Consider the following 24,648-nt stretch of genomic DNA (forward strand, 5'->3'; position numbering starts at 1 on the left):
TTAATGGCCTCACAGCGTCAAACGCTTTTCATCAAATCCCTCGCTGACTGCTGCGTTTTATAGCAATCAACAGACCGTCTGGTAAAAAAAAGCGCAGCCGCGCCGCGCCGCGCTTACTTTTTCGCCGCCCTGGCCGATAACGATAGCGACACTACATACTCATAATAAGGTGCACCATGTTTTCCACTATTTCATCAGGTCTCCTGTCGCGCCTTGCGTGGCAAAAACAGGCGCGCTCCTCGGCGACGCTTAGCTCGCTCAACGACGCTATCGCGATGATTGAGTTTACGCCCGACGGCATCATCCTTAACGCTAACCCGCTGTTTCTCGACCGTATGGGCTATGCGCTGAACGACATCGTCGGCCAGCATCACAGTCTGTTTTGCACCGCCGACTTTGCGCGATCGTCGGACTATCGCGACTTCTGGCTGCGCCTGAAGCGCGGCGAAAGCTTTAGCGACAAATTCCTGCGCCTGGCGAAACACAGCCGTCCGGTCTGGCTAGAGGCCAACTATGTGCCGGTGCAGGACCGCAACGGCCGCGTGGTGAAAATCGTCAAGCTGGCGACCGATATCACCGCGCGTATCGTCGACGCCCAGGAGCAGCGCGCCATGACTACCGCGATTGAGCGGTCGATGGCGGTTATCGCTTTTAACCTCAAAGGCGAAGTGCTGAAGGCGAACGCCAACTTCCTCAAAACCATGGGCTATCGCGCCGAGGAGGTGATCGGCCTGCCGCACAGCCGCTTCTGTTCCGAAGCGCTGCGTCAGAGCGACGAATACAAAACGTTCTGGGAAAAGCTCAACCGCGGCGAGTTTATCTCCGGTCAGTTCCAGCGGGTAAATAAACAGGGCCGCACCATCTGGCTGCGCGCCACCTATAACCCGGTGTTTGATGACGAAGGCAAGCTCTATAAGGTGGTGAAGTTCGCCACGGACGTGACGGCGCAGGTGGAGAAAAACCAGCAGGAGCGCGACGCGGCGCAGCAGGCTTATCAGACCGCGCTGCAAACCCGCGAAAGCACCCGCCACGGCGCCAGCGTGATCGAAGAGAGCGTGCAGACCATTAATGCGCTGGCGGGCGAGCTGCACGGCATCTCTGATAATATCGCCGATCTCAGCGACTCCTCCGATCGCATTGGCGCGATAGTCGCCAGCATTCGACGCATCGCCGATCAGACCAACCTGATCGCGCTTAACGCCGCGGTAGAGGCGGCGCGCGCCGGCACGCACGGCCGCAGCTTCGCCGTGGTGGCCAATGAGGTGCGCACGCTGGCGGCCAATATCAATCAGGCCACCAGCGAGATTGAAAATCGGGTGCGGCAGAATCATCTGCTGGCGTCCTGGGCGCTGAAAGGCATAGCTTCCAACATGAAGCGCGCCGATCACGGCGTGGAGCTGGCCCAGCAGGCGGGCAGCGTAATCGGCGAGCTGCGCGACGGTTCGTCGGAGGTGGTGCGCGCCATCAGCCACGTTACCCAGACCTTAAGCCAGGAGTAGCGCGCAAGGCCGGCCCTGTGCCGGCTTTTCGCTGTGCGACTGCCCTGCTTTAGCCGTTTTTTACGGCTGATGCGCCATCTCGACCGGCGCCGTCGTCGTCGGCGGCAGGAAGATATGGTCGAGGATCTGCCGCATCACCGGCGCGGCGGTCACGCCTTCATTACCGCCGTTCTCCAGTATCAGCGCCACCGCCACCTTCGGGTTGTTAAACGGCGCGAACGCGGTATAGAAGATATGGTCGCGCAGGCGCACCGGGATCATCTTCGCGTTATAAGTCTGGTTCTGCTTCAGGCTGAACACCTGTGAGGTGCCGCTCTTCGCCGCAATGCCGTAAGGCGCGGTGTGGAAATACTTATAGCCGGTGCCGTTCGGCGCGTTGGCCATGCCAAACATGGCGCGGCGCACCAGCGCCCAGTAAGGCGAACGGGCGTCGCCGATCTGCGGCTGCGGCAGCGTCGGCTGATAGGGCTCCACGGTTTTGCCGCGCTCGGCTTTCGCCAGCAGATGCGGCGCAATCACCTTCCCGTTGTTGATCAGCGCCACCATCGCCTTCACCATCTGAATCGGCGTGGCGATCCAGTAGCCCTGCCCGATGCCCACCGACACCGTATCGCCCTGATACCACGCTTTTTTATGCACCTTGAGCTTCCATTCGCGGCTCGGCAGCAGTCCGCTGTACTCTTCGTTAAGATCGATACCGGTGGATTTGCCGTAGCCGAACTGACTGAGCATGGTGTGGATACGGTCGATGCCCATCATAAACGCCACCTGATAGAAGAAGGTGTCGGCGGACTCCTCAATCGCTTTGGTGACGTCCAGCATGCCGTGGCCGCTTTTTTTCCAGTCGCGATAGCGGCGATCGGTGCCCGGCAGTGTCCAGGTCGGCGCGCCGTAGAAACTGGTCTGCGGCGTGATGACCCCGGTCAGCAGCGCCGACATCGCCATATAGGGCTTCACCGTCGACGCGGGCGGATAGAGTCCCTGGGTGACGCGGTTAATCAGCGGCAGATTCTTGTCCTGCAGCAGGGACTTGTAGGCCTGATAGCTGATGCCCTTGACGAAGGGATTGGGATCGTAGCTCGGGCTGGAGACCATCGCCAGCACCGAGCCGTCGTGCGGATCCTCCACCAGCACCGCCGCGCGCTGCCCGGCCAGCAGGCTCTCTACGTACTGCTGCAGATGCAGATCGATGGTCAGCGTAATATTTTTGCCCGCCACCGGCGGCACCTCTTTCAGCACGCGCACGATGCGGCCGTGGTTATCTACTTCCACTTCCTGATAGCCCGGCTTGCCGTGCAGCAGCGACTCGTAATACCCCTCGATGCCCTGCTTGCCAATATTGTGGTCGGCGGCATAGTTCTCGGCGATGCCCGCGGCGTTGAGACGCTTGTAGTCGTTATCGTTGATTTTCGAGACGTAGCCGACGACGTGCGCCAGGTCGGCACCGTAGGGATATTCGCGATCCTGATAGGTCTCGACGCTGACGCCGGTGAAGCGATACTGATTCACCGAGAAGCGCGCCACCTCTTCGTCGGTCAGCTCCTCTTTCAGCACCACCGGCTTGTAGCGGCTGCTCTGCTTCAGCGTGCGGGTAAAGGCGTCGATCTCGTCGGGCGTCAGATCGACAATCGGCGTCAGCGCCTTCAGCGTCGCCTGCATATCGTCGATTTTGTACGGCGTCAGCGTGATGTCGTACCAGGTAACGTTATGCACCAGCGGGATGCCGTTGCGATCGAAGATCAGCCCGCGCGTCGGCGCGATGGGGATCATTTTGATGTCGTTCTGGTTCGATCGCGTCTGGTAGTAGCCGTGATCGCGCACCTGCAAACAGTAGAGATTGACGCCGAGAATAGTGAAACAGATAACGACTAACGCAAAGGCGACCAGCGCGCGGCGCGCGAAGAGCTTTTCTTCAGCTTCGAAATTACGGAAATTCATTAGGCGGCATTGGCGGACTGGTTATTTTTGTTGTCGCGCTAATGATAGGGAGCTAAGAGGTCAGCGCCAGCAGGAAGATGCACAGGAGTCGGGAAAAGTGTGTCATTTGGTGAGAATGTTACGAAAACGGCCTGAAACTCCCCGCCTCGCGCGGCAGAGCACGAGACGGGGAACAGGCAAGCGCAGGCTTAGTCGCCCAGCAGCACCGACTCCAGCGCGATCTTAATCATATCGTTGAAGGTGGTCTGGCGCTCGGCAGAGGTCGTCTGCTCATGGGTGCGGATATGGTCTGACACGGTGCAGATGGTCAGCGCTTTCGCGCCAAACTCCGCCGCCACGCCGTAGATGCCCGCCGCTTCCATCTCCACGCCGAGGATGCCGTACTTCTCCATCACGTCGAACATCTGCGGATCCGGGGTATAGAAGAGATCGGCAGAGAAGATGTTGCCGACGCGCGCCTCCACGCCCAGCGCTTTCGCCGCGTCAACCGCGTTGCGCACCATATCGAAGTCGGCAATCGCCGCGAAATCGTGATCCTTGAAGCGCATGCGGTTGACTTTAGAGTCGGTGCAGGCGCCCATGCCGATAACGATATCGCGCAGCTTCACGTCGGCGCGCACCGCGCCGCAGGAGCCGACGCGGATGATCTTTTTCACGCCAAAGTCGGTGATCAGCTCTTTGGTGTAGATCGAGCAGGACGGGATGCCCATGCCGTGGCCCATGACGGAGATTTTACGCCCCTTGTAGGTGCCGGTGTAGCCCAGCATGCCGCGCACGTTGTTGACTTCAACCGGATTTTCCAGAAAGGTTTCCGCAATGTGCTTCGCGCGCAGCGGATCGCCCGGCATCAGTACCACGTCGGCGAAGTCGCCCATTTCTGCATTAATGTGAGGAGTTGCCATTGTTGTTTGTCCTTTTTAAATTTAGCGGCTCTGTTTACAGCATGCTCTTGCCGTAGTCCATATCGGACAGGCCAAAATAGTGCGCAATCGTCTGACCGATATCGGCGAACGTTTCGCGATAGCCCAGCGAGCCGGGTTTCACTTTCGGGCCGTAGATCAGAATCGGAATATGCTCGCGCGTATGCTCGGTGCCCTGCCAGGTCGGATCGCAGCCGTGATCGGCGGTGAGGATCAGGATGTCATCCTCTTTTACCAGCGCCATCAGCTCCGGCAAACGACGGTCGAACAGCTCCAGCCCGCCCGCGTAGCCGGCGACGTCGCGGCGGTGACCCCAGGTCGAGTCGAAATCCACAAAGTTGGTAAAGACGATCGACTGGTCGGGCGCCTTCTTCATCTGCTCGATGGTGGCGTCGAACAGCGCGTCCAGGCCGGTCGCTTTCACCTTCTGCGTGATGCCCTGCTGAGCGTAGATATCGGCGATTTTCCCCACCGAAATCACTTCGCCGCCCTTTTCGTCCACCAGCTTTTTCAGCATGGTCGGCGAAGGCGGTTCTACCGCCAGATCGTGACGGTTGCCGGTACGCTCGAAATGGCCCGCTTTGTCGCCGACAAACGGACGCGCGATGACGCGGCCGATGTTGTAGCCGCCTTCGGTCAGCTCTTCACGGGCGATTTCGCACAGCTCATAGAGGCGATCGAGACCGAAGGTCTCTTCATGACAGGCGATCTGGAACACCGAGTCCGCAGAGGTGTAGAAAATCGGCTTGCCGGTTTTCATATGCTCTTCGCCCAGCTGGTCGAGGATCACCGTGCCGGAGGAGTGGCAGTTGCCAAGATAGCCCGGCAGCTTCGCGCGCTCGACCAGCTTGTCGAGCAATTCCTGCGGGAAGCTGTTCTCTTTATCGCTGAAGTAGCCCCAGTCGAACAGCACCGGCACGCCGGCGATTTCCCAGTGGCCGGACGGCGTGTCTTTGCCGGATGAGATTTCGCTGGCGTAGGCGTAGGCGCCGGTGATCTCCGCATTGGGATCGAGGCCCAGCGGGAAGCGGCCGGTAGAGAGCTCGGCGGCTTTACCCAGCCCCAGCGCGGTCAGGTTCGGCAGATGCAGCGGGCCTTTACGCCCCTGATCCGCTTTGCCGTTAAAGCACGCTTCGGCGATATGGCCGAGCGTATCCGATCCTGCGTCGCCAAATTTGTCGGCGTCTTTGCTTGAGCCGATTCCAAAGGAATCGAGCACCATAATAAAAGCACGTTTCATGCAAGTCTCCTGCGCCTGCGCGCGTGACAAGTCAAAAAAAAGCGATCAGATCAGTATACCCGAATGAGTGCGCAGCGGCAGCATAAAGCCGCATTTTTGCGGCTTTTTTGCGACAGCGTCGCGGATGACAGCGGCCGTTCGCAAAGAGAAACGCTCTGCCCATTCGGCCGCTGTCAGACGTGTTATGCCTGGCCGTCGCCGGCGCGCACGCGACGGTAAACCGCAGGCAGCGGCTCGGGCGCGCTGTCGCTCAGCGTGACCGCGGCACGCACCGCGGCGGCGGCCTGCTGCCAGCTCGCCTCGCTGCTGGCGTGCACAATCGCCAGCGGACGTTGCCCATCGGCGCGTTCGCCCAGCGCGATGGTCTCGCTCAGTCCGACGCTGTAGTCGATGGCGTCGCTGGCGCGCTGGCGCCCGCCGCCCATCGCCACTACCGCCATACCCAGCGCGCGCGTGCCCATGCTGCTGACGATGCCGGGACGATCGGCGTAGACCGCCTTGCTGAGCGTCGGCTGTGGCAGATAAGCCTCGTGCCGTTCGACGAAATCGGCGGGGCCGCCCTGCGCCGCGACCATACGCGCGAATACTTCGGCCGCCCGGCCGTTATCCAGCACCTGCTGCAGCTTGCCGCGCGCCTCATCTTCGCTGGCCGCCAGCTTGCCGGACATCAGCATCTCGCTGCACAGCGCCAGCGTCACCTCCAGCAGGCGCGGGTTACGCTCCGCGCCGGTCAGGAAGCGTACCGCTTCGCGCACTTCCAGCGCGTTGCCCGCGCTGGAGGCGAGCACCTGGTTCATATCGGTGAGCAGCGCGGTGGTGGTGCAGCCCGCACCGTTGGCCACGCCGACGATCGCCTGCGCCAGGTCGAGCGACGCCTCGAAGGTCGGCATAAAGGCGCCGGAGCCGACTTTGACGTCCATTACCAGCGCGTCCAGCCCTTCAGCCAGCTTTTTCGCCAGAATCGAGGCGGTGATCAGCGGAATAGAATCCACCGTAGCGGTGATATCGCGCGTGGCGTAAAAGCGCTTATCCGCCGGCGCCAGCGAGCTGGTCTGGCCGATAATCGCCACGCCGACCTGTTTGATAATCTGGCGGAAACGATCGTCGTGCGGGAAAATATCGAAGCCAGGGATCGCTTCCAGCTTGTCCAGCGTGCCGCCGGTATGGCCGAGGCCGCGTCCGGAAATCATCGGCACATAGCCGCCGCAGGCGGCCACCATCGGCCCCAGCATCAGCGAGGTGACGTCGCCGACGCCGCCGGTGGAGTGCTTATCCACCACCGGACCGTTGAGGTTCAGCGCCTGCCAGTTCAGCACGGTGCCCGAGTCGCGCATCGCCATGGTGAGCGCCACGCGCTCCGGCAGCGACATATCGTGAAAAAAGATGGTCATCGCCAGCGCGGCGATCTGACCTTCGGAAACGCTGTTATCGCGCACGCCGTTGATGAAGAAGCGAATTTCCTCTTCACTCAGCCTCTGGCCATCGCGTTTTTTACGGATAATTTCTTGCGGCAGAAACACAATCGCCCCCATGATCAGGGTTGAGATGAGAATGGCGGCCTGCGGCCGCCGTCACGCAATCAGTAGCCGGTTTTGCTGGTGGCGGTCTGATGGCCCAGCGCGTTCAGCAGGCTGGCTAACAGGCTGGAAGCGCCGAAGCGGAAGTGGCGCGCGTCTGCCCAGCCTTCGCCAAGAATATCGTCCGCCAGCTTGAGGTAGATGGCCGCATCCTCCGCCGTGCGCACGCCGCCCGCCGGCTTAAAGCCCACCTTCTCTTTCACGCCTTTGTCGCGGATAACGCTCATCATGATCTGCGCCACTTCCGGCGTGGCGTTGACCGGCACCTTGCCGGTAGAGGTCTTGATAAAGTCCGCGCCTGCGTCGATGGCGATCTCAGAAGCCTGACGGATCAGCGCCTCTTCTTTCAGCTCGCCGCTTTCAATGATGACCTTCAGCAGCACGTTAGCCTGCGCGCACGCCTCTTTGCAGGCTTTCACCAGGTCGAAACCGATCTGGGCGTTGCCGGCGATCAGCGCACGGTAAGGGAACACGACGTCGACTTCGTCCGCGCCGTAGGCGATGGCGGCGCGGGTCTCCGCCAGCGCGATGTCGATATCGTCGTTGCCATGCGGGAAGTTAGTGACGGTGGCGATGCGGATGTCGGGCGTGCCCTGCTCGCGCAGCGCTTTGCGCGCCACTGGAATAAAGCGCGGATAGATACAGATCGCGGCGGTGTTGCCCGCCGGTGATTTTGCCTGACGGCAGAGCGCGATCACCTTCTCGTCGGTATCGTCTTCGTTCAGGGTCGTCAGGTCCATGAGTTGCAGCGCGCGCTGCGCGGCGGCGGTAATGTCAGTCATGTTGTTCTCCAGATAACAAACAGACGCGGAAGCGCCGGTTTAATGTGATAATTCTAACAATATAAGGCGGCAAATAATGCGTATTTCATCACATTGCCTCGATGAACTATTAGCAATAGCGTCATTATAACGCAGAGAGGGGCGATGTTACTATTATCACATCGGAGAGATTAGTCAGGCAGGTTGAACAGCGTGCGCGTATTGCGCCACAACGCCTCGGCGATGACCTGCGGCGGTTCCGGGCGCAGTTCGCACAGGGTCTGCCACACCAGACGCGCCCGCTCCGGCCGGTTCGGCTCGCCCTGGAAGCCGTGCAGCGGCATATCGGGCGCGTCGGTCTCCAGCAGCAGCGCGTCGAGCGGCAGCTGCGCCAGCGTGTTGCGGGTTTTGCTGGCGCGTTCATAGGTCAGGGTGCCGCCAACGCCGATCGCGTAGCCGAGTTTGATAAACGCCTGCGCCTGCTGCAGGCTGCCGGCAAAGCCGTGCACCACGCCGCGCCGCGGCAAATCGTGACGGCGCAGATGCAGCGCCAGCTTGTCGTGGGTGCGGCGCGAATGCAGGATCACCGGCAAATCATACCGCTTCGCCAGCCGGAGCTGCGCGTCGAGCAAAAATTCCTGGCGCGCAAACTGCGGATTTTCCATATAGAGGTCGAGGCCGATCTCCCCTATCGCCGTCAGCTTGGGCGGCTGCTGCCGCAGCCAGTTTTCCAGCTGCTCGAGATGGGCGTCCTCGTGGCGATCGATGGCGATGGGATGAAGGCCGAGCGCGGCGTAAAGAGCGCGATGCTGCGCCGCCAGCGAAACGATGCGCGCAAAGCGGCTGGCCTCCACTGCCGGCACGATAATGCGCTCCACGCCCGCTTCGGCGGCGCGCGCGATGCTGGCAGACTCATCGCCGACAAAGGGCGGGAAATCGAAATGGCAGTGGGTATCGGTAAATCTCATGCCAGCGAACCTTCATCGTAGTCTGCGTCGTTGCCCGCCACCGGCGGCGTCATAATCGGCCGGTTGTCGGGCGCGTTGGCGACCGGCGCGGGCGGCGTAACGGTGGTATAGCGCACGAACGGCTCGGCGTCACTGAGCCACTGCCCCAGCGTGGCGAGAAAGTAGCGGCCGCAGCGCCGTCCCAGGTGATAATCCTGATTCAACGAGGCGACGCGGCTGCCCAGTGCCATGCTCGCCAGCACATGCGGCGGATAGATTTCGATGATACGCAGGTCGTCGGGCGGCTGCTCGATAAACTGCTGAATCTCGCGGTAGCTCGCCTCATGGTGATGCAGGATATTGATCATCGGCTGCAGCGCGCTGGCGTTGAGCCAGCGCTCCATGCGCTTCATCCATTTTGGCGTATAGAACATCTGCGACGGCACGGTGCGGATCACCACGATGGTGTCGGCACCGCGTCGCGCGGCTTCGCGCACTGGAATGGCATCGCTGATGCCGCCGTCAAGATAGCTGATGCCTTCCAGATCGACGCCAAGACGGTAAAAGCCGGGGATAGCGCTCGACGCCTTAATCAGATCGTGCCAGTTGGCGCTGGTCGGTGCGAAATAGCCGGGCGAGTAGTCGTCGCTGCGGCAGGCGCACATATAGAATTCGCGCCCGCCGTCGAACAGCAGCTTAGCGCTGTCCAGCGCCAGCGGCAGTTCGCGCTGGGTGACGTCTATCAGCCAGTCGAGATCGATTAAGTTGCCGCCGCGCACGAAACGCAGCGGATCGAAAAAGAGTTTGCTGGTGGTATAGCGGGTAATGACGCGCCGCGCGTAGCCCTGCTGTCCGCAGACAAAGGCTGAGAGATTCTGCGCGCCGGCCGAGGTGCCGATAAAAAGATCGAAGGGATTGAATTTGGCCCGCTGGAACTCATCCAGCACGCCTGCGGTGAAAATGCCGCGCTGACCGCCGCCTTCGCACACCAGGGCGATTTTTCGCGCTTTAAACGGGGATAGGGCCAGGGGCTCAATCGCGCCCAGCGTTACAGGGATCCGGATACCCACTTCTGTTCCTCAGAAAGGGTTCTGAGGTTTGCCGTTGCGTTTATCCGCTTTAGGTCGACAGCATCCCGGAGAACCAGCCATGTTTTACTCCTGACCTGCCGCAGAAAGTCTGGCGGCCGCCGCCGCGCCTGATGCGTTTTCCTTTACGCGGCGCGGCGGCTGGCTGGTCTCCGCTTTATGCATGCTCGTTGCGAAAATCAGAATGACACAACCGGTCAGGGTCGTTTGCGGCCGGTAAACAGGCTCACGAGGAACAGGATAATACCAACAACGAAGACAACTTTAGCCGCCCATGCTGCCGTACCGGCGAGGCCGCCAAATCCTAACGCCGCCGCGATCAGTGCAATTACCAGAAAAATAATACCCCAACGAAACATAAGCCTCTCCTTACCATAGTGAAATCGAACTGCTCGTTTCTTCCCATTTTGGGTTTGTTTTGTCAACGCGGCGCCACGCGGACGCCGCGCTCACGACGTTAAGACTTCACAGTCAGGTCATTCTTAACGCTTTTAACGCCTTCAATGGCTTTCGCGATACTTTCAGCGCGATCCGACTGCGCTTTAGTGGCGACGGTTCCTGAAAGCTGGACAACGCCGTCGGTGGTTTCTACCTTGACGTTACGTGACGGGACAATGTCGTCGGCTAACAGTTTAGCTTTAATTTCGCTAGTCGTTGCCGCATCCCCGGCATATCCCTTCATACTTTGTGATTTGCTGTCTTTAACGTGCAGTTTGTCGCTGACGGATTTAACACCCTCTACGTTTTTCACAACGGCGACGGCTTTTTCAGCCTGATCCTGCGAGGTGACAAAACCGCTCAGGGTCACTACGCCATCATGGGTTTTCACGGAGATATCCGTACTTTTTATTGCTTCGTCATCTACCAGAGCCGCTTTAGCTTTTGCAGTGACGGCGCTGTCATCCATAAATCCATCGACTTTTTTCATAGAACTATTGATTTTCGCACCGGCGTTGTCCGCGCTTTGCTGCGCTTTTTGCGTCAGCGAGTCGTCAGCCAGGGCGCTTCCGCTTAACAGGGCGGAACCAACCATTACCGCCATCAGCGTTTGGGCAATCTTAGTCTTATTCATCGATATCTTCCTTCTGTCAGTGAGCTCACCCACAACCGTGGGCGCAACAGCAGCAAACGGCGCTGCTGCATCGTTGGACGTAAGCGAGAAGCTATTTCTCTTTTCCCGTCCGACAGAATAATCATAGTCGGTGTTTGGCGTTTTGCTTGAATAACTGGTTGATAGCACGCCAGTTAAGCGAAAAAACAGAGTTTTTAGGAGGAGTCTGGAGAGGGAGAACAGGGCCAGCCAAAGCTGGGCGGCCCTGTTGCAGTGCGGATTAATGCTCGCGGGTTTTACGGAAAATCACGTCAGGATAGCGCTCTTGCGTGATGTTCAGGTTAACCATGGTCGGTGCGATGTAGGTCAGGTTATCGCCGCCGTCCAGCGCGAGGTTCACCTCGTTTTTACGCTGGAACTCTTCGAATTTCTTCGCATCGCTGCACTCGACCCAGCGCGCCGTCGAAACGTTGATCGCTTCGTAGATCGCTTCGACGTTATATTCGCTTTTCAGACGCGCCACGACGACGTCGAACTGCAGCACGCCCACCGCGCCCACGATCAGATCGTTATTGTGCACCGGACGGAACACCTGCACCGCGCCCTCTTCCGACAGCTGCACCAGCCCTTTCAGCAGCTGTTTCTGCTTGAGCGGATCGCGCAGGCGGATGCGACGGAACAGCTCCGGGGCGAAGTTCGGAATGCCGGTGAACTTCATGTTCTCGCCCTGGGTAAAGGTGTCGCCGATCTGAATGGTGCCGTGGTTGTGCAGACCGATGATGTCGCCCGGCCAGGCCTCTTCCACGTGCGAGCGGTCGCCCGCCATAAAGGTCAGCGCGTCGGAGATCACCACATCTTTGCCGGTGCGCACCTGACGCAGCTTCATGCCCTTTTCATATTTACCGGAAACCACGCGCATAAAGGCGACGCGGTCGCGGTGTTTCGGATCCATGTTCGCCTGAATCTTGAACACGAAACCGGTAAACTTCTCTTCCTGCGCGGTCACGGTACGCACGTCGGTCTCGCGCGGCATCGGCGCGGGTGCCCAGGAGACCAGGCCGTCAAGCATATGATCGACGCCAAAGTTGCCCAGCGCGGTGCCGAAAAAGACCGGCGTGATATCGCCGCTCAGGAACAGCTCGCGATCGAACTCGTGCGACGCGCCTTTCACCAGCTCCAGCTCGTCGCGCAGCTGCGCCGCCAGCTCTTCGCCGACCGCGCTGTCCAGCTCAGGGTTGTCCAGCCCTTTAACGATGCGCACTTCCTGAATGGTGTGGCCTTTGCCCGTCTGGTAGAGATAGGTTTCGTCGTTATAGAGGTGGTAAACGCCTTTAAACAGCTTGCCGCAGCCGATAGGCCAGGTAATGGGCGCGCAGGCGATTTTCAGCTCGCTCTCCACTTCGTCCAGCAGTTCCATCGGATCGCGGATGTCGCGGTCGAGCTTGTTCATAAAGGTCAGGATCGGCGTGTCGCGCAGACGGGTGACTTCCATCAGCTTACGGGTACGATCCTCGACGCCTTTGGCCGCGTCGATCACCATCAGGCAGCAGTCCACCGCCGTCAGAGTACGGTAGGTATCTTCCGAGAAGTCTTCGTGCCCCGGCGTGTCGAGCAGGTTGACCAGGCTCTCGCGGTAGGGGAACTGCATAACAGAAGTGGTAATAGAGATGCCGCGCTGCTTCTCCATCTCCATCCAGTCCGATTTGGCGTGCTGGCTCGAGCCGCGGCCTTTTACCGTACCGGCGGTCTGGATAGCCTGTCCGAACAGCAGCACTTTTTCAGTGATGGTGGTTTTACCAGCATCGGGGTGCGAAATGATCGCAAAGGTGCGGCGGCGCGCCACCTCTTGCATGAAATTAGACATGAGTGAGTTCTTCTCATCGAGGCAACGTCACACAGGAGGACGCTGCAGAGTAATCATGATGGCCGGAAATCCGGCAGGTAAACGGAGCCAGGCGTGACGCAACTGCGTCAGAAGGCGGTGGTTGATGCGCGTTCTACATTGGCGGCGATTCCGGTTACCCAGTCTTCGTTAAGGCGGCATAGCATACAATATTTTGCGCGCGGCGGCGAACAGGGCAGGGAAAATTTCAGCGCCGCCCGCAGGCATGCGGGCGGACGGCCTCTTATTTACCCCAGCACCTTTTTTACGCAGGATTTAAAAATATTCACCCCGATCTCCAGCGCGTTGAGATCGAAGCGCATGTCGGGATGGTGCAGGCCCGGCGTCAGGTTAGTGCCGAGACCCCAGAAGCCCGCCTTGACGTGCGGGCGCTTGACCGGATAGAAAAAGAAATCTTCGCTGCCCGGCGTGGTTTTCGCCTCCAGCAACCCTTCTGCGCCCAGCACCTCGGCAATCGCCGCGCGGATCACCGCCGTCGCTTCATCATGGATCTCCGCCGCCGGCATCTCTTTCAGCACCGCCACCTGCGCCGTCGCGCCCAGCGCCGCGACGCTGTGCTGGATCGCCTGAGCGACCTTCTCCTTCAGCTCCTCCATCGGCGCGTTCTCCTGCGAACGCAGATCCCAGACCACGCGCGCCTCGTCGGGCACCGAGTTGGTGACGCCGGCGTCGCAGAGAAAGCGAGTCGCCTTCACGCTCCAGTTAAGCCCCGGCGAGAGATGAATCGCGTTGACCGCATTGACCGCCTGCACCGCCGCGTCCAGCGCGTTGACGCCGAGATGCGGACGCGCGGCGTGCGCGGGCGCGCCTTTAATGGTGGCTTCCAGCGTCGAGCAGGCGGAGTAGAGTACCGCTGGCGTCGCCTGGCCCACCACGCACTCCTCCAGCGGCCGCAAATGGAAACCGAAGATCATCTCCACGTCATCCAGCGCGCCGCCCTCAACCATCGCCAGCGCGCCGGCGCCCAGCTCTTCGGCGGGCTGGAACAGAATTTTCAGCCGGCCTTTTCTCACCGCGCCTTCCGCCAGCAGCTCCTGCGCGGCGGTCAGCACCACGGAAGAGTGGCCGTCATGGCCGCAGGTATGGCGCGCGCAGGCGACGCCGTCGATGATATGGCCGAGCGCGTCCATGTCGGCACGCAGCGCCAGCACCGGGCCCGGTACTCCGCTGTCGATCTCCGCCACGATGCCCGTGGTCTGATTGATATTGCGCGTCACCTTCAGCCCGGCTTTCTCAAGCTGCTCGGCAATGTAGGCGGAAGTTTTAAACTCCTGAAAGCCCAGTTCTGGAATCTCATGCAGATAGTGATAGTGCTCTAAGACCTTTGACACCGCTTCTCTCCTAAACAAAAAGACGCATAACGAACATCGCGATCGCCGCATTGATGACGCTTACCAGCATCAGCAGCGGCCAGTATTTTTTCGGCACGTCGGCCACGCCCAGCAGGCGGCCCATGTACTGCAGCTGCGATCCCATCAGGAAAATGGCGGGGGCCAGAATAGTGACATCTGCGCCGGTCAGTATCCCTTTGGTCAGCAGGCTCACCGCCACGCCGGTACCGGCTGAAGAAGAGAGCCAGGCGGTCAGCAGTACGGTAATCGCTTCGCCCGGCAGGCCGAACAGCCCCATCACCGGCGCGAACAGCTGGCCGAGAAACGGCATAATACCGAGTAAATTAAGCACTTCTGCCAGCACATAGGCCATCACTACGTTCGGCATCAGGTTATGAATGGCAATATGGAAACCTTTGCGCGCGCCGGCGACAAAAATATCAAAAGGGTTCTGACTGCTTTTTACCGCGCCGTTATTTTCCATCGCCAAAATCCTTTTTATAGACACTGTTTAACACACAACGCGTCAGCGCCGCACCGACAAATTTAAGAACGAACATCAAGGCGAGCGGAATAATAATCGGCAATGTCATTGAGGCGAACAGCGCCGACCCGATAGCAAAATAGTTATTGATCAATCCTGCGCCGGAATATTGCCAGGCGCTCATCACCACAATATCTTTTTTCGTTACCTGACCGCGGTCATACATCTCTTTGGTCAGCGCAGCGCCCGCATCGGTGCTCTGCAGATCGGTGATTAGCGCCAGGCCGCAGCGCCCCGGCAGTCCCATCAGCGGCTGCAGCAGCGGCGTCAGCAGCTTGTGCGCCGCGCGCATCGCGCCGTAGTGGGTAAAAATTTCCAGCACGCCCAGCGCCAGCATAACGGTTGGCGTCAGCGAGAGCGCGAAGAGAAAACCCGCTTTGGCACTCAGTCCGCCTGCGCCGAGAAAGGTATTGCTGGCGGGATCCTTCATGGTGCCGAAGCTGCCGCCCAGCGTGGTGAAGTCAAAGGCGCCGAGCCAGTGGAAGCCGTCGACCCGGTAGAGCAATCCTGAAAAAAAGAGGATAGCTACAATCAGCGCCAGATAACTTCCTTTGCTGGCTGAAACCCGTTCGCCTGTCAGCGTTATTTTTTCTTCAGACATGGTTATTCCTGCGAATAGTTTATCAGTTGCGATATATGGAACTCTGACGGTTGCAGGATTTATGCCAGCCGCCACGTAACCTCTCTTTTGAAAATAAAGTTTTTCTCTCTTTGGTTTTTGAATAGACAGTTGATTAAATCTGCATCGCTTTATATTTCTTAGCGGCAGGGTGGCGTGGCGAATATCGCTTTCTTTTTGCATCGCAACCGGAAATAAACCGTTCTGCACCATCAATGCGCAAAGGCTGCGCACTGACGTAGTGCGAAGCGCAACCGCTCGAGGAATGATAATCGCTCGCATTCAAATAGCTGAATAATTCTATTTAAATCAATTAGATAAAATGTGATTTTTCAGTAAAAAACTATCTTTCTCTACGATTCATGGTGCATAATTCACCACTTCTCACCTGTTTACTTATTCTGCTTCTATAAAGGAATCGCTCATGCTGACTGCTGAAATGACTGCGCGTCTTAACGATCAACTTAACCTCGAATTTTTCTCCGCGAATCTCTATTTACAGATGAGCGCGTGGTGCAGCGATAAAGGTCTGGAAGGCGCAGCGGCGTTTCTGAAAGAGCATTCCCGCGAAGAGATGGAGCATATGCAGCGCCTGTTCGACTACCTGAGCGATACCGGCGCGATGCCGGTGCTGGGCTCTATCGCCGCGCCGCCGGTCGCCTTTAACTCGCTGCCGGAGCTGCTGGAGCAGGCGCTGGAGCACGAGAAGCTGATCACGCGCAAGATCAACGAGCTGGCGCATGCGGCCATTACTTCTCTCGACTACTCCACTTTTAATTTCCTGCAGTGGTACGTGGCTGAGCAGCACGAAGAAGAGAAGCTGTTCAAAACCGTGCTGGATAAGCTGGCGCTGGTGGGCAACAAAGGCGAAGGCCTGTTCCTGGTCGATAAAGATCTGGCGCGTATGAATGCGGAAAGCCACGGCGCTAACTAGTACCTCTGTTGTTGCCTTTAAAGGCGTACAGACAGCATAAAAAGTCAATAAGCGGGTGAGATGGCCCGAAGAGCAAAGCGTCCCGCGACAGGGATGTCGCGGGCCGAGCGAGCAAGGATGCGTAAAGCGACTTTGCGATCGGGCCATCTCACCTGCTTTCGCGCCTCGCTCGCAAACATCTCTTCTTCGTTTTTACAAGCTAAACCGCCCGCCCTTCTCGCCGTTGATCCACAGTTCGCGCCGCTCGCCTGCGGGCAGCAACACCTCGATCTCACGCCAGGCCGGCTGATAGTCGCCGCGCTTCTCCAGCGTCAGCTCAAGCCGATCGCTGCTGCTGCGCAGCGCCCAGCGTATCCAGAGCGCATTGCCCTGCCGCCAGCCGTGACTTTCGCCGTCGTCGTCAAAAAACTCGCCCTCGGTGCGCGCGTCCCCCGGCGCAGGCCACAGCTGCAGTTCGCGCACGCTGTCGAGCCGCGCATCGGTGGTGCTTTCGCAGCGTCCCAGCGGAATGGCGGAACCGGCGCGCGCCAGCAGCGGCAAGCGATCGAGCGGCGCGTCCAGCGTCACGGTCTGACCGCCCGCCAGCCACTGGCCGCTGTGCCAGTCATACCAGCCGTGGGCGTTGCGCGGCAGATAGACCTCGCGCTCGCGACTGCCCTCCTCCACCACGCTGGCCACCAGCAGATCGCGCCCCAGCAGAAAGTCGTCGTTTTCCCGGTACGTCTCGCTGTCTTCTTCATGATCGAGGAAAGTTGGACGCAGCATCGGCTCATCCTGCGCGCTCGCCTGCCACAGCAGCGTGTAGAGATAGGGCATCAGGCGGTAGCGCAGACGGATCGCCTCGCGGATCAGCGGCGTCACCTCTGGATACATCCAGGGTTCGTTCACGGTGTGATCGTCGTTCCATGAGTGGATGGTGAAGCGCGGATGCATCACGCCGTTCTGCACCCAGCGCACAAACAGTTCGGCATCCGGCTTGTCGCCGGAGAAGCCGCCGACGTCGTGACCGACGTTAAACAGGCCCGAAAGGCTCATGCCCAGCCCCATGCGGATGTTGTAGCGCAGCGTCTGCCAGCTGGTGCGGTTATCTCCGCTCCACGTCTGCACATAGCGCTGCATCCCGGCGCAGCCGGAACGGGAGATCAGATAGGGCCGCTTCTCCGGCGCGAAGCGCTGCTGAGCCTCCAGCGAGGCGCGCATCATCAGCAGCGGCATCACCGGGCGAATGTGTTTAATGGCGATGCTCTGCCCGAAACCGTGGCAGCGCGCTTCGCCGTCCCATACCTCATATTCGTTGTTATCGTTCCAGGTCGCGTCGATCCCCTTCTCCAGCAGCTGCGCGGTCACGTTCTCCTGCCACCAGCGCACCGCCTGCGGATGCGTAAAGTCGAGGTGCGATCCTTCATCGTCCCAGAACACCGAACGTTCGGGGCGATCCTGCTCCGAGTCGCGAATAAACAGCCCCTGCGACGCCACTTCCTGATAGCGCGGATGATCCTGCAGCAGACAGGGTTTGATATTGGCCGCCAGCTTCATGCCCGCCGCGTGGAACGCCTCGCTCATGCCGTTGGGATTCGGCACTTTGTCGTAGTTCCAGTTAAAGACATAGCGCTTGTTGTTGATCGAGGTATAGCCCGACGAGAGCTGAAACGAGTCGCAGGGGATCTCATGTTCGCGGCAGAGGCGGATAAAGCCCTGCAGCTGCTGCTGCGCGTCGGGGGCGTCGGTGTAGTGCATGGTCGAGCCGCTGTAGCCCAGGCTCCACTTCGGCTGAAAAATAGTGCGGCCGGTCAGGCGCACGAAGGCCTGGGTTACATCCAGCAGCTTCGGCCCCAGCATCAGGTAATAGTCGAGATCGCCTGCTTCGGCGCGGTAGCGGCGATACGGCAGATGGTAGTTGTCCAGCTCGTTGCCGAGATCGAGCCAGCTGCTGCTCAGGTTGTCATAGAACAGGCCGAAGCTGACGCCGTCGCGCTGCGTCAGGGTAAAGGGAATATGCTTATAGAGCGGATCGGTGCTGGCGGCGTTATAGCCCATCGCGTCGAGGTTGCGCATTTCGAAGCGACGGCCGCTGCGGTTCAAATCGCCGCTTTTTTCGCCGAGGCCGTAGACGCGATCCTGCGGCTGACGACGCTGATAGTGCTCGACGCCGTCGCCGTGCGCGTTCAGCAAATAGGCGCCGGTGTGGCGATCGGCCGCCAGCGGCTGCCACTGCCCCTGATGATAATGCTCCCAGCTCAGGCAGAGCGGATGATGCACCGTCACGCGCAGCCGGTCGGTGCTGATGCGCAGCTGGTTCGCCTCGTGCTCCAGCTGAAAGCCCGGCAGCCCGAACCCGTCGAGGGATTCGCGATCGCGCCCCTCCCAGGGCACGTCGTCCCCTGGCGCGATGCTCCAGGTCCGGTTCAGGGCCAGCTCGCCGTCGCGCTTCAGCAGCACGCGCATCAGACCCGACTCCAGCACATACAGGCGCAGCAGATGGCGGTTATCCACTTTCAGCTCGACAAAATGATCGGCGTGCTGACTCAGCGTCCAGTTCTTCAGGGTTTTCATAACGGTGTCCTTATTATTCCGCGCTGCGCTGACGACGTTCGGCGATAAACATCACCAGGAAAATCGCGCCCACCAGGTCGAAAAAGCCCATGGCGACGAACAGCGGATTGAAACCAATGGTGTCGGCGGTGACGCCGATAATCAGAGAGAAGATAAAACTGGCGATCCAGGCGCAGGATCCGCGCATGCCGTTAACCGTTGCCATCTGGCGACGATCGAAGCGCTCCACCACCAGCGCGCTGAGCATGCAGGAGATCACCTGATGGCCGAAGCCGCCGATCGAGATCAGCGCGATCGCCAGATAAGGATCTTTAACGAGGGTCATTAGCGCCAGCGAGATCATCAGCACGGCGCCGGTGATCGAGCTGGCGACGATAGAGTTGACGCGCGTCAGGCCGAACCACTTCACATAGATTTTGGTCAGGTAGCCGCTGGCGACGCTGCCGAGATCGGCGGCGAGAAACGGCAGCCAGGCGAACATCACGATCTGCTTAAGATCCATGCCGCGCTCGTTAGCCAGATAGAGCGGCACCCAGAAGCTCAGCACGGCCCAGGCGGGCTCGGCGAGAAACGCCGGAATGGCGATGCCGTAGAATTTCTTCTCTTTGCCGATGGTTTTCAGCGCCTGAAAGAACGGCAGCTTTTCGCCCACGGCTTCGTTGTCCTGCGTAATCCAGGCGCGCTCTTCATCAGAAAGCCGGGCATGCTTTTCCGGCGACTGATAGCCCCACCACCAGAGGCCGACCCACAGCAGCCCCAGGCCGCCGGTGAGCAGAAACGCGCCCTGCCAGCCGAAGGAGATATGCGCCACATAGATGATCGGCGGCGCCAGCATCGCGCCGACCGAAAAGCCGACGCCCGCCCAGCCTGCGGCGACCGGACGCTCTTTTTTCGGGAACCAGTCGCCGATCGCCTTGGCGTTGGCAGGCGTCGCCGCCGCCTCCGATGCACCCATCACAAAGCGCAGCAGCGCCAGATGCAGCCAGCTTCCCGCGCCGGCGTGCAGCAGACAGGTCACCGACCAGATGAGCGCGCAGATCAGGAAGCCCATCTTCAGGCCGATGACGTCGATTAGCCAGCCGCAGAGCGGCTGAAACAGGGTATAGGCAAGCTGAAACGCCGCCACCACCCAGGAGTAGTGTTCGGTGCTCATATTGAGGCTGGTTTTCAGCTCCGGCGCCAGAATGCCGAGCGAATTGCGCGTCACATAGTTGACCGTCACGCCCAGCAGAAACAGTCCCAGCATCCACCAGCGGAGATTTTTAACGGCGCGTATCGTTCGTGCGGCGCCGATAGGTTTAGTCGTTGATTCAAGGCTCATTTGTCAGCTCCTGTGCAGGCTTTTAACGGCCGGTTTGATCCTTCACACCGCCCTCCGGCGTACTGCGTGAACCTGTCTGGCACCTTAAAAAAGCGCGAAACGTCGGTATAGCCTCTTTTTTGCAACTTTTTTCATGGCAAACTTTTTGTCGCGTTTAAAGCGGGTTCGCTGCCTTATCTGACGCGATTCAGCACGCAATGAAAATTTTTTCATCAGCAGATTTGAGGACGATCACAAAATGAAACAAAGGCTGAAAATCAGCGAAATTGCGGCGCTGAGCGGCGTCTCGATCAGCACCGTGTCGCGCGTGCTGGCCGGCAAAGCCAATACCCGCGCCAGCACGCGCGACAAAGTGCTGGCGGTGGCGCAGCAGCAGGGCGTGCTGGATAACCTGCACAGCGGCCGCCTGCTGCTGAATAATTTGATGGTGTTCGCGCCGCCCCGCGCGTTCGACGTGCGCAGCGATATCTTTTACTACAAGGTGATTCAGGGCATCGCCCAGGCGATCGCCCCGCACGAGGTGCGTTTACGCTACTGCGCGCTGGAGGAGAATGAGAGCGACACGTCGCTGTTTCTGGAGAAGATGCAGCAAACCGACGCCGCGCTGCTGGTCGGGATCGACGACGATCATATCCACCAGCTCGCGGCGGAGATCGATAAGCCCTGCGTGTTGATCAATGCGATGGATCGCCGCATGCGGCTCTCCTCGGTCTCGCCGCATCATCAGCTGATTGGCGAAAGCGCCGCCCGCTATCTTTTCGAGCAGGGGCACCGCCAGATTTTGTCGCTGCACTGCCTGCGCCGCTACACCATGGAGCAGCGTCTGCAGGGCGTACGCGATGCCTGGCACGCCATGAATCTGCGCTTCGACAGCCGCCAGCATCTGTTGACGCTCAACAGCTTCAGCCGGATCGAGGCGGCGGAGAGGCTGAGCGAATATCTGAAGCACTGTCCGCACGCCCAACGCCCTACCGCGATTCTGGCCAGCGGCGACTATATCGCCGCCGGCGCGGTGGAGGCGCTGCAGCAGGCCGGACTGCGCGTGCCGCAGGATGTTTCGGTGATGAGCATGGACGGCTTTAATCTCGCCGCTATTCACGATATTCCGCTCACTTCCGTGCAGGTGCCGCGCGACGAGCTGGGCGCGGAGGCGGTGCGCATGGTGCAGAGCATGCGCCTGAACGCGCAGACGCTGCCCGGCACGCTGCTGCTGCACGGCAAGCTGGTGGTGCGCGAGTCGGTGCGCCGCATCCGCGACAACCTCAGCCACGCGCCGGTGCAGCAGCACGGCCTCTACGATTAGGTCGGGTCGGACAGCGCCTTCAACCGCAGCTCCGACGGCTGCGGACGGCCGAAGTAGTAGCCCTGGAACAGGGTGCAGCCCTCTTCGCGCAGCTTCGCGAACTGTTCGCTGCTCTCCACGCCTTCGGCGGTGATCTGAATATCCAGGCTACGGCTCATGCCGGTAATGGCGCGGATAATCGCCAGCGCCTCGCGACTGTCGCCCATATCGCTAATAAAAGATTTGTCGATTTTGATTTTGTCGAACGGAAAAGATCGCAGATAGCTGAGCGACGAGTAGCCGGTGCCGAAGTCGTCCAGCGCGATTTGCACGCCGAGTTTCTTCAGGCTCTCCAGCGTGCGAATATTGCCGAGCGAATCGTCGAGCAGCACCGACTCGGTGATCTCCACCTCCAGCCGGCTCGGCTCCAGCCCGGAGTCGCGCAGCGCGGCCTCCACTACCGAGACCAGCGAGCTGTTTTTGAACTGCAGCGGCGACAGGTTGACCGACACCGACTGCTTGCCGTCCCAAGTGGTCGCCTCGCGGCAGGCTTCGAACAGCGCATAGGCGCCAAGCATATGGATCAGCCCGCTCTCTTCCGCGATGGGAATAAAGTCGTTCGGCATAATCAGCCCTTTCACCGGATGGTGCCAGCGCATCAGCGCCTCGTAGCCGATAATCGACTGTACCGCTTCACCGTCGGTAATCGGCTGGTAGTAGAGCTTAAGCTGCTGGCTGCCGATCGCCTCGCGCAGATCGTTCTCGATCACACGGCGGCTGCGCGCCATGTCGTCCATCTCCAGCGTAAAGTGCTCGTAGCGGTTGCGCCCGTTGCGTTTGGCTTCATAGAGCGCCATATCGGCGCAGCGCAGCATCTGTTCCGGCGTGTTGGTAAGGGTCGCGCTCAGGGCGATGCCGACGCTGAGGCCGACGCTCAGGTTATGGCCTTCGATATTGACCGGCGGCCGTATCGCTTCGATCAGCCTCTGAGCGACCAGCGCCGCCTCTTCCGCGCTGCCGATAGAGGGCAGCACAATGGCGAACTCGTCGCCGCCGATGCGCGCCAGCGTGTCGCGATCGCGCAGCGCGGCGCGCAGGCGTTTAGCCACCGCGCGCAGCAGTTCGTCGCCGATCTGGTGGCCGAGCGCGTCGTTAACGTTCTTGAAGTTGTCGAGATCGAGGCAGAGCGTGGCGGTGTGTCGGCCGCTCTGGGTATCGCTGCGCAGCGCCTCGCTCAGCCGCTGACGGAACAGAATACGGTTCGGCAGGCTGGTGAGGTTGTCGTGGTGCGCCATATGGTGAATGCGCGCATCGGCGGCGCGCTGGTCGGTGACATCCTCGACGAGCAGCATAATGTAGTTCTGGCGCGCGTCCTGACCGCGAATGGTGGTGGCGCGGGTATGCAGGATGCGTTCGCCGCTCGCGGTAAGCAGCTGCTGTTCGCGCTGGTGGATGCCTTCGCTGCGCAGGGCGATATCCGCCAGGCTGTCGAAGTAGTCGCTGAGTTCCGCCGACATGCATTCGTGCGGCTTTTTGTTGAGCAGCAGCGCTTTCGAGACGCCGAACAGCCTTTCCGACCGGTCGTTGACCAGCAGGATTTCGCGCGTAATGGCGTCTTCAACCACCACGCAGGAGGGAATATTGGCGATGATATTGTCGAGGAATTTCGACAGCGCCGACATCTTCGCGCTCTGCGCTTCCGCCAGATCTTTGGCGCGCAGCAGCTTCTGCTCCTGCTCGCGGCGTTCGGTGATATCGCGCGTGATTTTGGCGAAGCCGATCAGCCGCCCTTCGTCGTTATGGATGGCGTCAATCACCACGTGCGCCCAGAAGGCGCTGCCGTCTTTGCGGTAACGCCAGCCTTCATCTTCGAAGCGGCCGTTCGCCAGCGCAGTCGCCAGGTTGGCGTCCGGCGCGCCCAGCAAGCGCTCCTGCGCGCTGTAGAATACCGAGAAATGTTCCCCGACAATCTCTTCGGCAAGGTAGCCTTTGGCGCGCTGCGCCCCGGCGTTCCAGTTCACCACGCAGCCCTGCAGATCCAGCATATAGATGGCGTAGTCGGTCACCCCTTCCACCAGCAGCCGGAAGCGCTGCTCCTGCTCGCGCTGCGCGCGCAGCATCGCCTGCTGTTCGGTGCAGTCACGGGTGATCTTGGCGTAGCCGATCAGCTTGCCGCCGTCGTCACGCACCGCGTCAATGATGACGTGCGCCCAGAAGGCGCTGCCGTCTTTGCGGTAGCGCCAGCCCTGGTCTTCGAAACGGCCGGTGCGGAACGCCGTTTGCAGGTTTTCTTCCGGGATATGCGCCTGACGATCCTGGGCGCTGTAGAAGCGGGAGAAGTGCTGACCGACGATCTCTTCCGCCACGTAGCCTTTGGCGCGCTGCGCGCCGGCGTTCCAGTTCACCACCAGCCCGTCGTGATCCAGCATATAGATGGCGTAGTCGGTAACGCCTTCCACCAGCAGGCGGAAGCGCGCTTCCTGCTCGCGCTCTTTGCGCTGCTGCGCCTGCTGCTCGGTGCAGTCGCGCGTAATCTTGGCGAAACCGATCAGCTCGCCGTGCGGGTCGCGGATAGCGTCGATGACCACATGGGCCCAGAATGCGCTGCCGTCTTTGCGGTAGCGCCAGCCTTCGGTTTCAAAGCTGCCGGTGCGTGCGGCGGTATCCAGACCGCGCTGCGGCACGCCGTTTAAGCGATCGCTTTCGCTGTAAAACAGCGAGAAATGCTTACCTACGATCTCATCCGGCGTGTAGCCTTTCGCCCGCTGCGCGCCAGCGTTCCAGTTAGCGACCGTGCCGTCTGGTTTTAGCATATAGATGGCGTAGTCGATCACGCTCTGTACCAGTAACCGATACATAACATCAGCATTTTTATCCATTGTTATTAGCCTGTTGCTGCGCTGCCTGAAATTGCCCCGAAAATTTAAGAATGGTCTTAATGACGACCCGACTACATCTGAAACGACCTGCTTTGACAAGTACAAATGAGCGGAACACGAAAGTTAGTAGGTGAGTTATCGGCAGTGACGAGAAAATGTTCAACTGTAAATGCGCTTATGTTAATTCGGGGAATTTGGCGGTGAAGGATAAGCAGATCACTATCAAAATGCACGCAAAGCCCAGCGCGAAACGCCGGGCTT

Annotated in this window: 19 protein-coding genes; 3 read left to right on the top strand and 16 right to left on the bottom strand. The window is 59.9% G+C overall.

The genetic code is table 11. From position 1 onward, the window contains the following. Positions 1-176 precede the first annotated feature (176 nt). Complete coding sequence (locus HA46_RS07205) at positions 177-1,499, top strand: methyl-accepting chemotaxis protein (RefSeq protein ID WP_084883315.1); 1,323 nt, start codon at positions 177-179, stop codon at positions 1,497-1,499. A 60-nt stretch (positions 1,500-1,559) separates the two neighbouring features. Here HA46_RS07205 and mrdA read toward each other — a convergent pair whose 3' ends face one another. The 13 genes from mrdA to HA46_RS07270 all read right to left on the bottom strand — a co-directional run bounded on the left by mrdA (position 1,560) and on the right by HA46_RS07270 (position 15,400). Continuing rightward, positions 1,560-3,437, bottom strand: coding sequence for a penicillin-binding protein 2 (gene mrdA / locus HA46_RS07210; RefSeq protein ID WP_084883318.1), 1,878 nt, complete (start codon positions 3,435-3,437; stop codon positions 1,560-1,562). Positions 3,438-3,625: 188 nt separating this feature from the next. Continuing rightward, a complete protein-coding gene (deoD, locus tag HA46_RS07215) occupies positions 3,626-4,339 on the bottom strand; it encodes a purine-nucleoside phosphorylase (RefSeq protein WP_033792187.1) in 714 nt (237 codons plus the stop codon). 34 nt (positions 4,340-4,373) lie between these two features. Then, a complete protein-coding gene (deoB, locus tag HA46_RS07220) occupies positions 4,374-5,597 on the bottom strand; it encodes a phosphopentomutase (RefSeq protein ID WP_033752381.1) in 1,224 nt (407 codons plus the stop codon). Between the two features lie 182 nt (positions 5,598-5,779). Beyond that, on the bottom strand, positions 5,780-7,117 hold the full coding sequence (gene deoA, locus HA46_RS07225) for a thymidine phosphorylase (RefSeq protein ID WP_084883517.1): 1,338 nt from the start codon (positions 7,115-7,117) through the stop codon (positions 5,780-5,782). A gap of 59 nt (positions 7,118-7,176) precedes the next feature. Further along, complete coding sequence (gene deoC, locus HA46_RS07230; protein ID WP_084883321.1) at positions 7,177-7,956, bottom strand: deoxyribose-phosphate aldolase; 780 nt, start codon at positions 7,954-7,956, stop codon at positions 7,177-7,179. Positions 7,957-8,126: 170 nt separating this feature from the next. After that, on the bottom strand, positions 8,127-8,903 hold the full coding sequence (locus HA46_RS07235) for a TatD family hydrolase (protein WP_084883324.1): 777 nt from the start codon (positions 8,901-8,903) through the stop codon (positions 8,127-8,129). Continuing rightward, a complete protein-coding gene (locus HA46_RS07240) occupies positions 8,900-9,952 on the bottom strand; it encodes a patatin-like phospholipase family protein (protein WP_084883326.1) in 1,053 nt (350 codons plus the stop codon). The genes HA46_RS07235 and HA46_RS07240 overlap by 4 nt, the downstream gene beginning before the upstream one ends. A gap of 215 nt (positions 9,953-10,167) precedes the next feature. Further along, positions 10,168-10,329 carry a DUF1328 domain-containing protein gene (locus HA46_RS07245; RefSeq protein ID WP_065426276.1) on the bottom strand — a complete coding sequence of 54 codons (162 nt, stop codon included), beginning with the start codon at positions 10,327-10,329 and terminating at the stop codon, positions 10,168-10,170. Between the two features lie 98 nt (positions 10,330-10,427). Then, positions 10,428-11,042, bottom strand: coding sequence for a molecular chaperone OsmY (gene osmY, locus HA46_RS07250; protein WP_033752389.1), 615 nt, complete (start codon positions 11,040-11,042; stop codon positions 10,428-10,430). 259 nt (positions 11,043-11,301) lie between these two features. Next, complete coding sequence (gene prfC / locus HA46_RS07255) at positions 11,302-12,885, bottom strand: peptide chain release factor 3 (RefSeq protein WP_033792191.1); 1,584 nt, start codon at positions 12,883-12,885, stop codon at positions 11,302-11,304. Between the two features lie 266 nt (positions 12,886-13,151). Next, positions 13,152-14,255, bottom strand: a complete 1,104-nt coding sequence (locus tag HA46_RS07260; RefSeq protein ID WP_084883330.1) for a M20 peptidase aminoacylase family protein — start codon at positions 14,253-14,255, stop codon at positions 13,152-13,154. A 10-nt stretch (positions 14,256-14,265) separates the two neighbouring features. Beyond that, on the bottom strand, positions 14,266-14,739 hold the full coding sequence (locus tag HA46_RS07265) for a YjiG family protein (RefSeq protein ID WP_033792193.1): 474 nt from the start codon (positions 14,737-14,739) through the stop codon (positions 14,266-14,268). Beyond that, positions 14,729-15,400 carry a nucleoside recognition domain-containing protein gene (locus tag HA46_RS07270; protein WP_084883333.1) on the bottom strand — a complete coding sequence of 224 codons (672 nt, stop codon included), beginning with the start codon at positions 15,398-15,400 and terminating at the stop codon, positions 14,729-14,731. Before HA46_RS07270 ends, HA46_RS07265 begins: the two co-directional genes overlap by 11 nt. A 442-nt stretch (positions 15,401-15,842) precedes the next feature. Between HA46_RS07270 and ftnA the strand changes: the two genes are divergently transcribed. Next, positions 15,843-16,352 carry a non-heme ferritin gene (gene ftnA, locus HA46_RS07275; protein WP_084883336.1) on the top strand — a complete coding sequence of 170 codons (510 nt, stop codon included), beginning with the start codon at positions 15,843-15,845 and terminating at the stop codon, positions 16,350-16,352. A gap of 192 nt (positions 16,353-16,544) precedes the next feature. On the opposite strand, the gene HA46_RS07280 is transcribed toward ftnA, so the two are convergent. After that, positions 16,545-18,905, bottom strand: coding sequence for a glycoside hydrolase family 31 protein (locus tag HA46_RS07280; protein ID WP_084883338.1), 2,361 nt, complete (start codon positions 18,903-18,905; stop codon positions 16,545-16,547). A gap of 13 nt (positions 18,906-18,918) precedes the next feature. Continuing rightward, positions 18,919-20,226: an MFS transporter gene (locus tag HA46_RS07285; protein WP_033792197.1), complete on the bottom strand. Its 1,308-nt coding sequence runs from the start codon at positions 20,224-20,226 to the stop codon at positions 18,919-18,921. A gap of 238 nt (positions 20,227-20,464) precedes the next feature. Here HA46_RS07285 and HA46_RS07290 point away from each other — a divergent pair, with 238 nt between their 5' ends. Continuing rightward, positions 20,465-21,529 carry a LacI family DNA-binding transcriptional regulator gene (locus tag HA46_RS07290; protein ID WP_033792198.1) on the top strand — a complete coding sequence of 355 codons (1,065 nt, stop codon included), beginning with the start codon at positions 20,465-20,467 and terminating at the stop codon, positions 21,527-21,529. Here the strand turns inward: HA46_RS07290 and HA46_RS07295 are convergent. Further along, entirely contained in the window at positions 21,526-24,387 is a 2,862-nt protein-coding gene (locus HA46_RS07295; protein ID WP_084883341.1) for an EAL domain-containing protein, read from the bottom strand. The two genes, HA46_RS07290 and HA46_RS07295, sit on opposite strands and share 4 nt — an antisense overlap. Positions 24,388-24,648: the final 261 nt, after the last annotated feature.

It is taken from the genome of Pantoea septica (assembly GCF_002095575.1).
In the GTDB taxonomy this organism is placed as follows: domain Bacteria; phylum Pseudomonadota; class Gammaproteobacteria; order Enterobacterales; family Enterobacteriaceae; genus Pantoea; species Pantoea septica.

What these genes read in the sequence shown, in the direction of transcription:
- HA46_RS07205 (WP_084883315.1), top strand. Translation starts at nt 177, where the DNA reads ATGTTTTCCACTATTTCATCAGGTCTCCTGTCGCGCCTTGCGTGGCAA.
- mrdA (WP_084883318.1), bottom strand. Translation starts at nt 3,437, where the DNA reads ATGAATTTCCGTAATTTCGAAGCTGAAGAAAAGCTCTTCGCGCGCCGC.
- deoD (WP_033792187.1), bottom strand. Translation starts at nt 4,339, where the DNA reads ATGGCAACTCCTCACATTAATGCAGAAATGGGCGACTTCGCCGACGTG.
- deoB (WP_033752381.1), bottom strand. Translation starts at nt 5,597, where the DNA reads ATGAAACGTGCTTTTATTATGGTGCTCGATTCCTTTGGAATCGGCTCA.
- deoC (WP_084883321.1), bottom strand. Translation starts at nt 7,956, where the DNA reads ATGACTGACATTACCGCCGCCGCGCAGCGCGCGCTGCAACTCATGGAC.
- HA46_RS07235 (WP_084883324.1), bottom strand. Translation starts at nt 8,903, where the DNA reads ATGAGATTTACCGATACCCACTGCCATTTCGATTTCCCGCCCTTTGTC.
- HA46_RS07245 (WP_065426276.1), bottom strand. Translation starts at nt 10,329, where the DNA reads ATGTTTCGTTGGGGTATTATTTTTCTGGTAATTGCACTGATCGCGGCG.
- osmY (WP_033752389.1), bottom strand. Translation starts at nt 11,042, where the DNA reads ATGAATAAGACTAAGATTGCCCAAACGCTGATGGCGGTAATGGTTGGT.
- prfC (WP_033792191.1), bottom strand. Translation starts at nt 12,885, where the DNA reads ATGTCTAATTTCATGCAAGAGGTGGCGCGCCGCCGCACCTTTGCGATC.
- HA46_RS07265 (WP_033792193.1), bottom strand. Translation starts at nt 14,739, where the DNA reads ATGGAAAATAACGGCGCGGTAAAAAGCAGTCAGAACCCTTTTGATATT.
- HA46_RS07270 (WP_084883333.1), bottom strand. Translation starts at nt 15,400, where the DNA reads ATGTCTGAAGAAAAAATAACGCTGACAGGCGAACGGGTTTCAGCCAGC.
- ftnA (WP_084883336.1), top strand. Translation starts at nt 15,843, where the DNA reads ATGCTGACTGCTGAAATGACTGCGCGTCTTAACGATCAACTTAACCTC.
- HA46_RS07280 (WP_084883338.1), bottom strand. Translation starts at nt 18,905, where the DNA reads ATGAAAACCCTGAAGAACTGGACGCTGAGTCAGCACGCCGATCATTTT.
- HA46_RS07285 (WP_033792197.1), bottom strand. Translation starts at nt 20,226, where the DNA reads ATGAGCCTTGAATCAACGACTAAACCTATCGGCGCCGCACGAACGATA.
- HA46_RS07290 (WP_033792198.1), top strand. Translation starts at nt 20,465, where the DNA reads ATGAAACAAAGGCTGAAAATCAGCGAAATTGCGGCGCTGAGCGGCGTC.
- HA46_RS07295 (WP_084883341.1), bottom strand. Translation starts at nt 24,387, where the DNA reads ATGGATAAAAATGCTGATGTTATGTATCGGTTACTGGTACAGAGCGTG.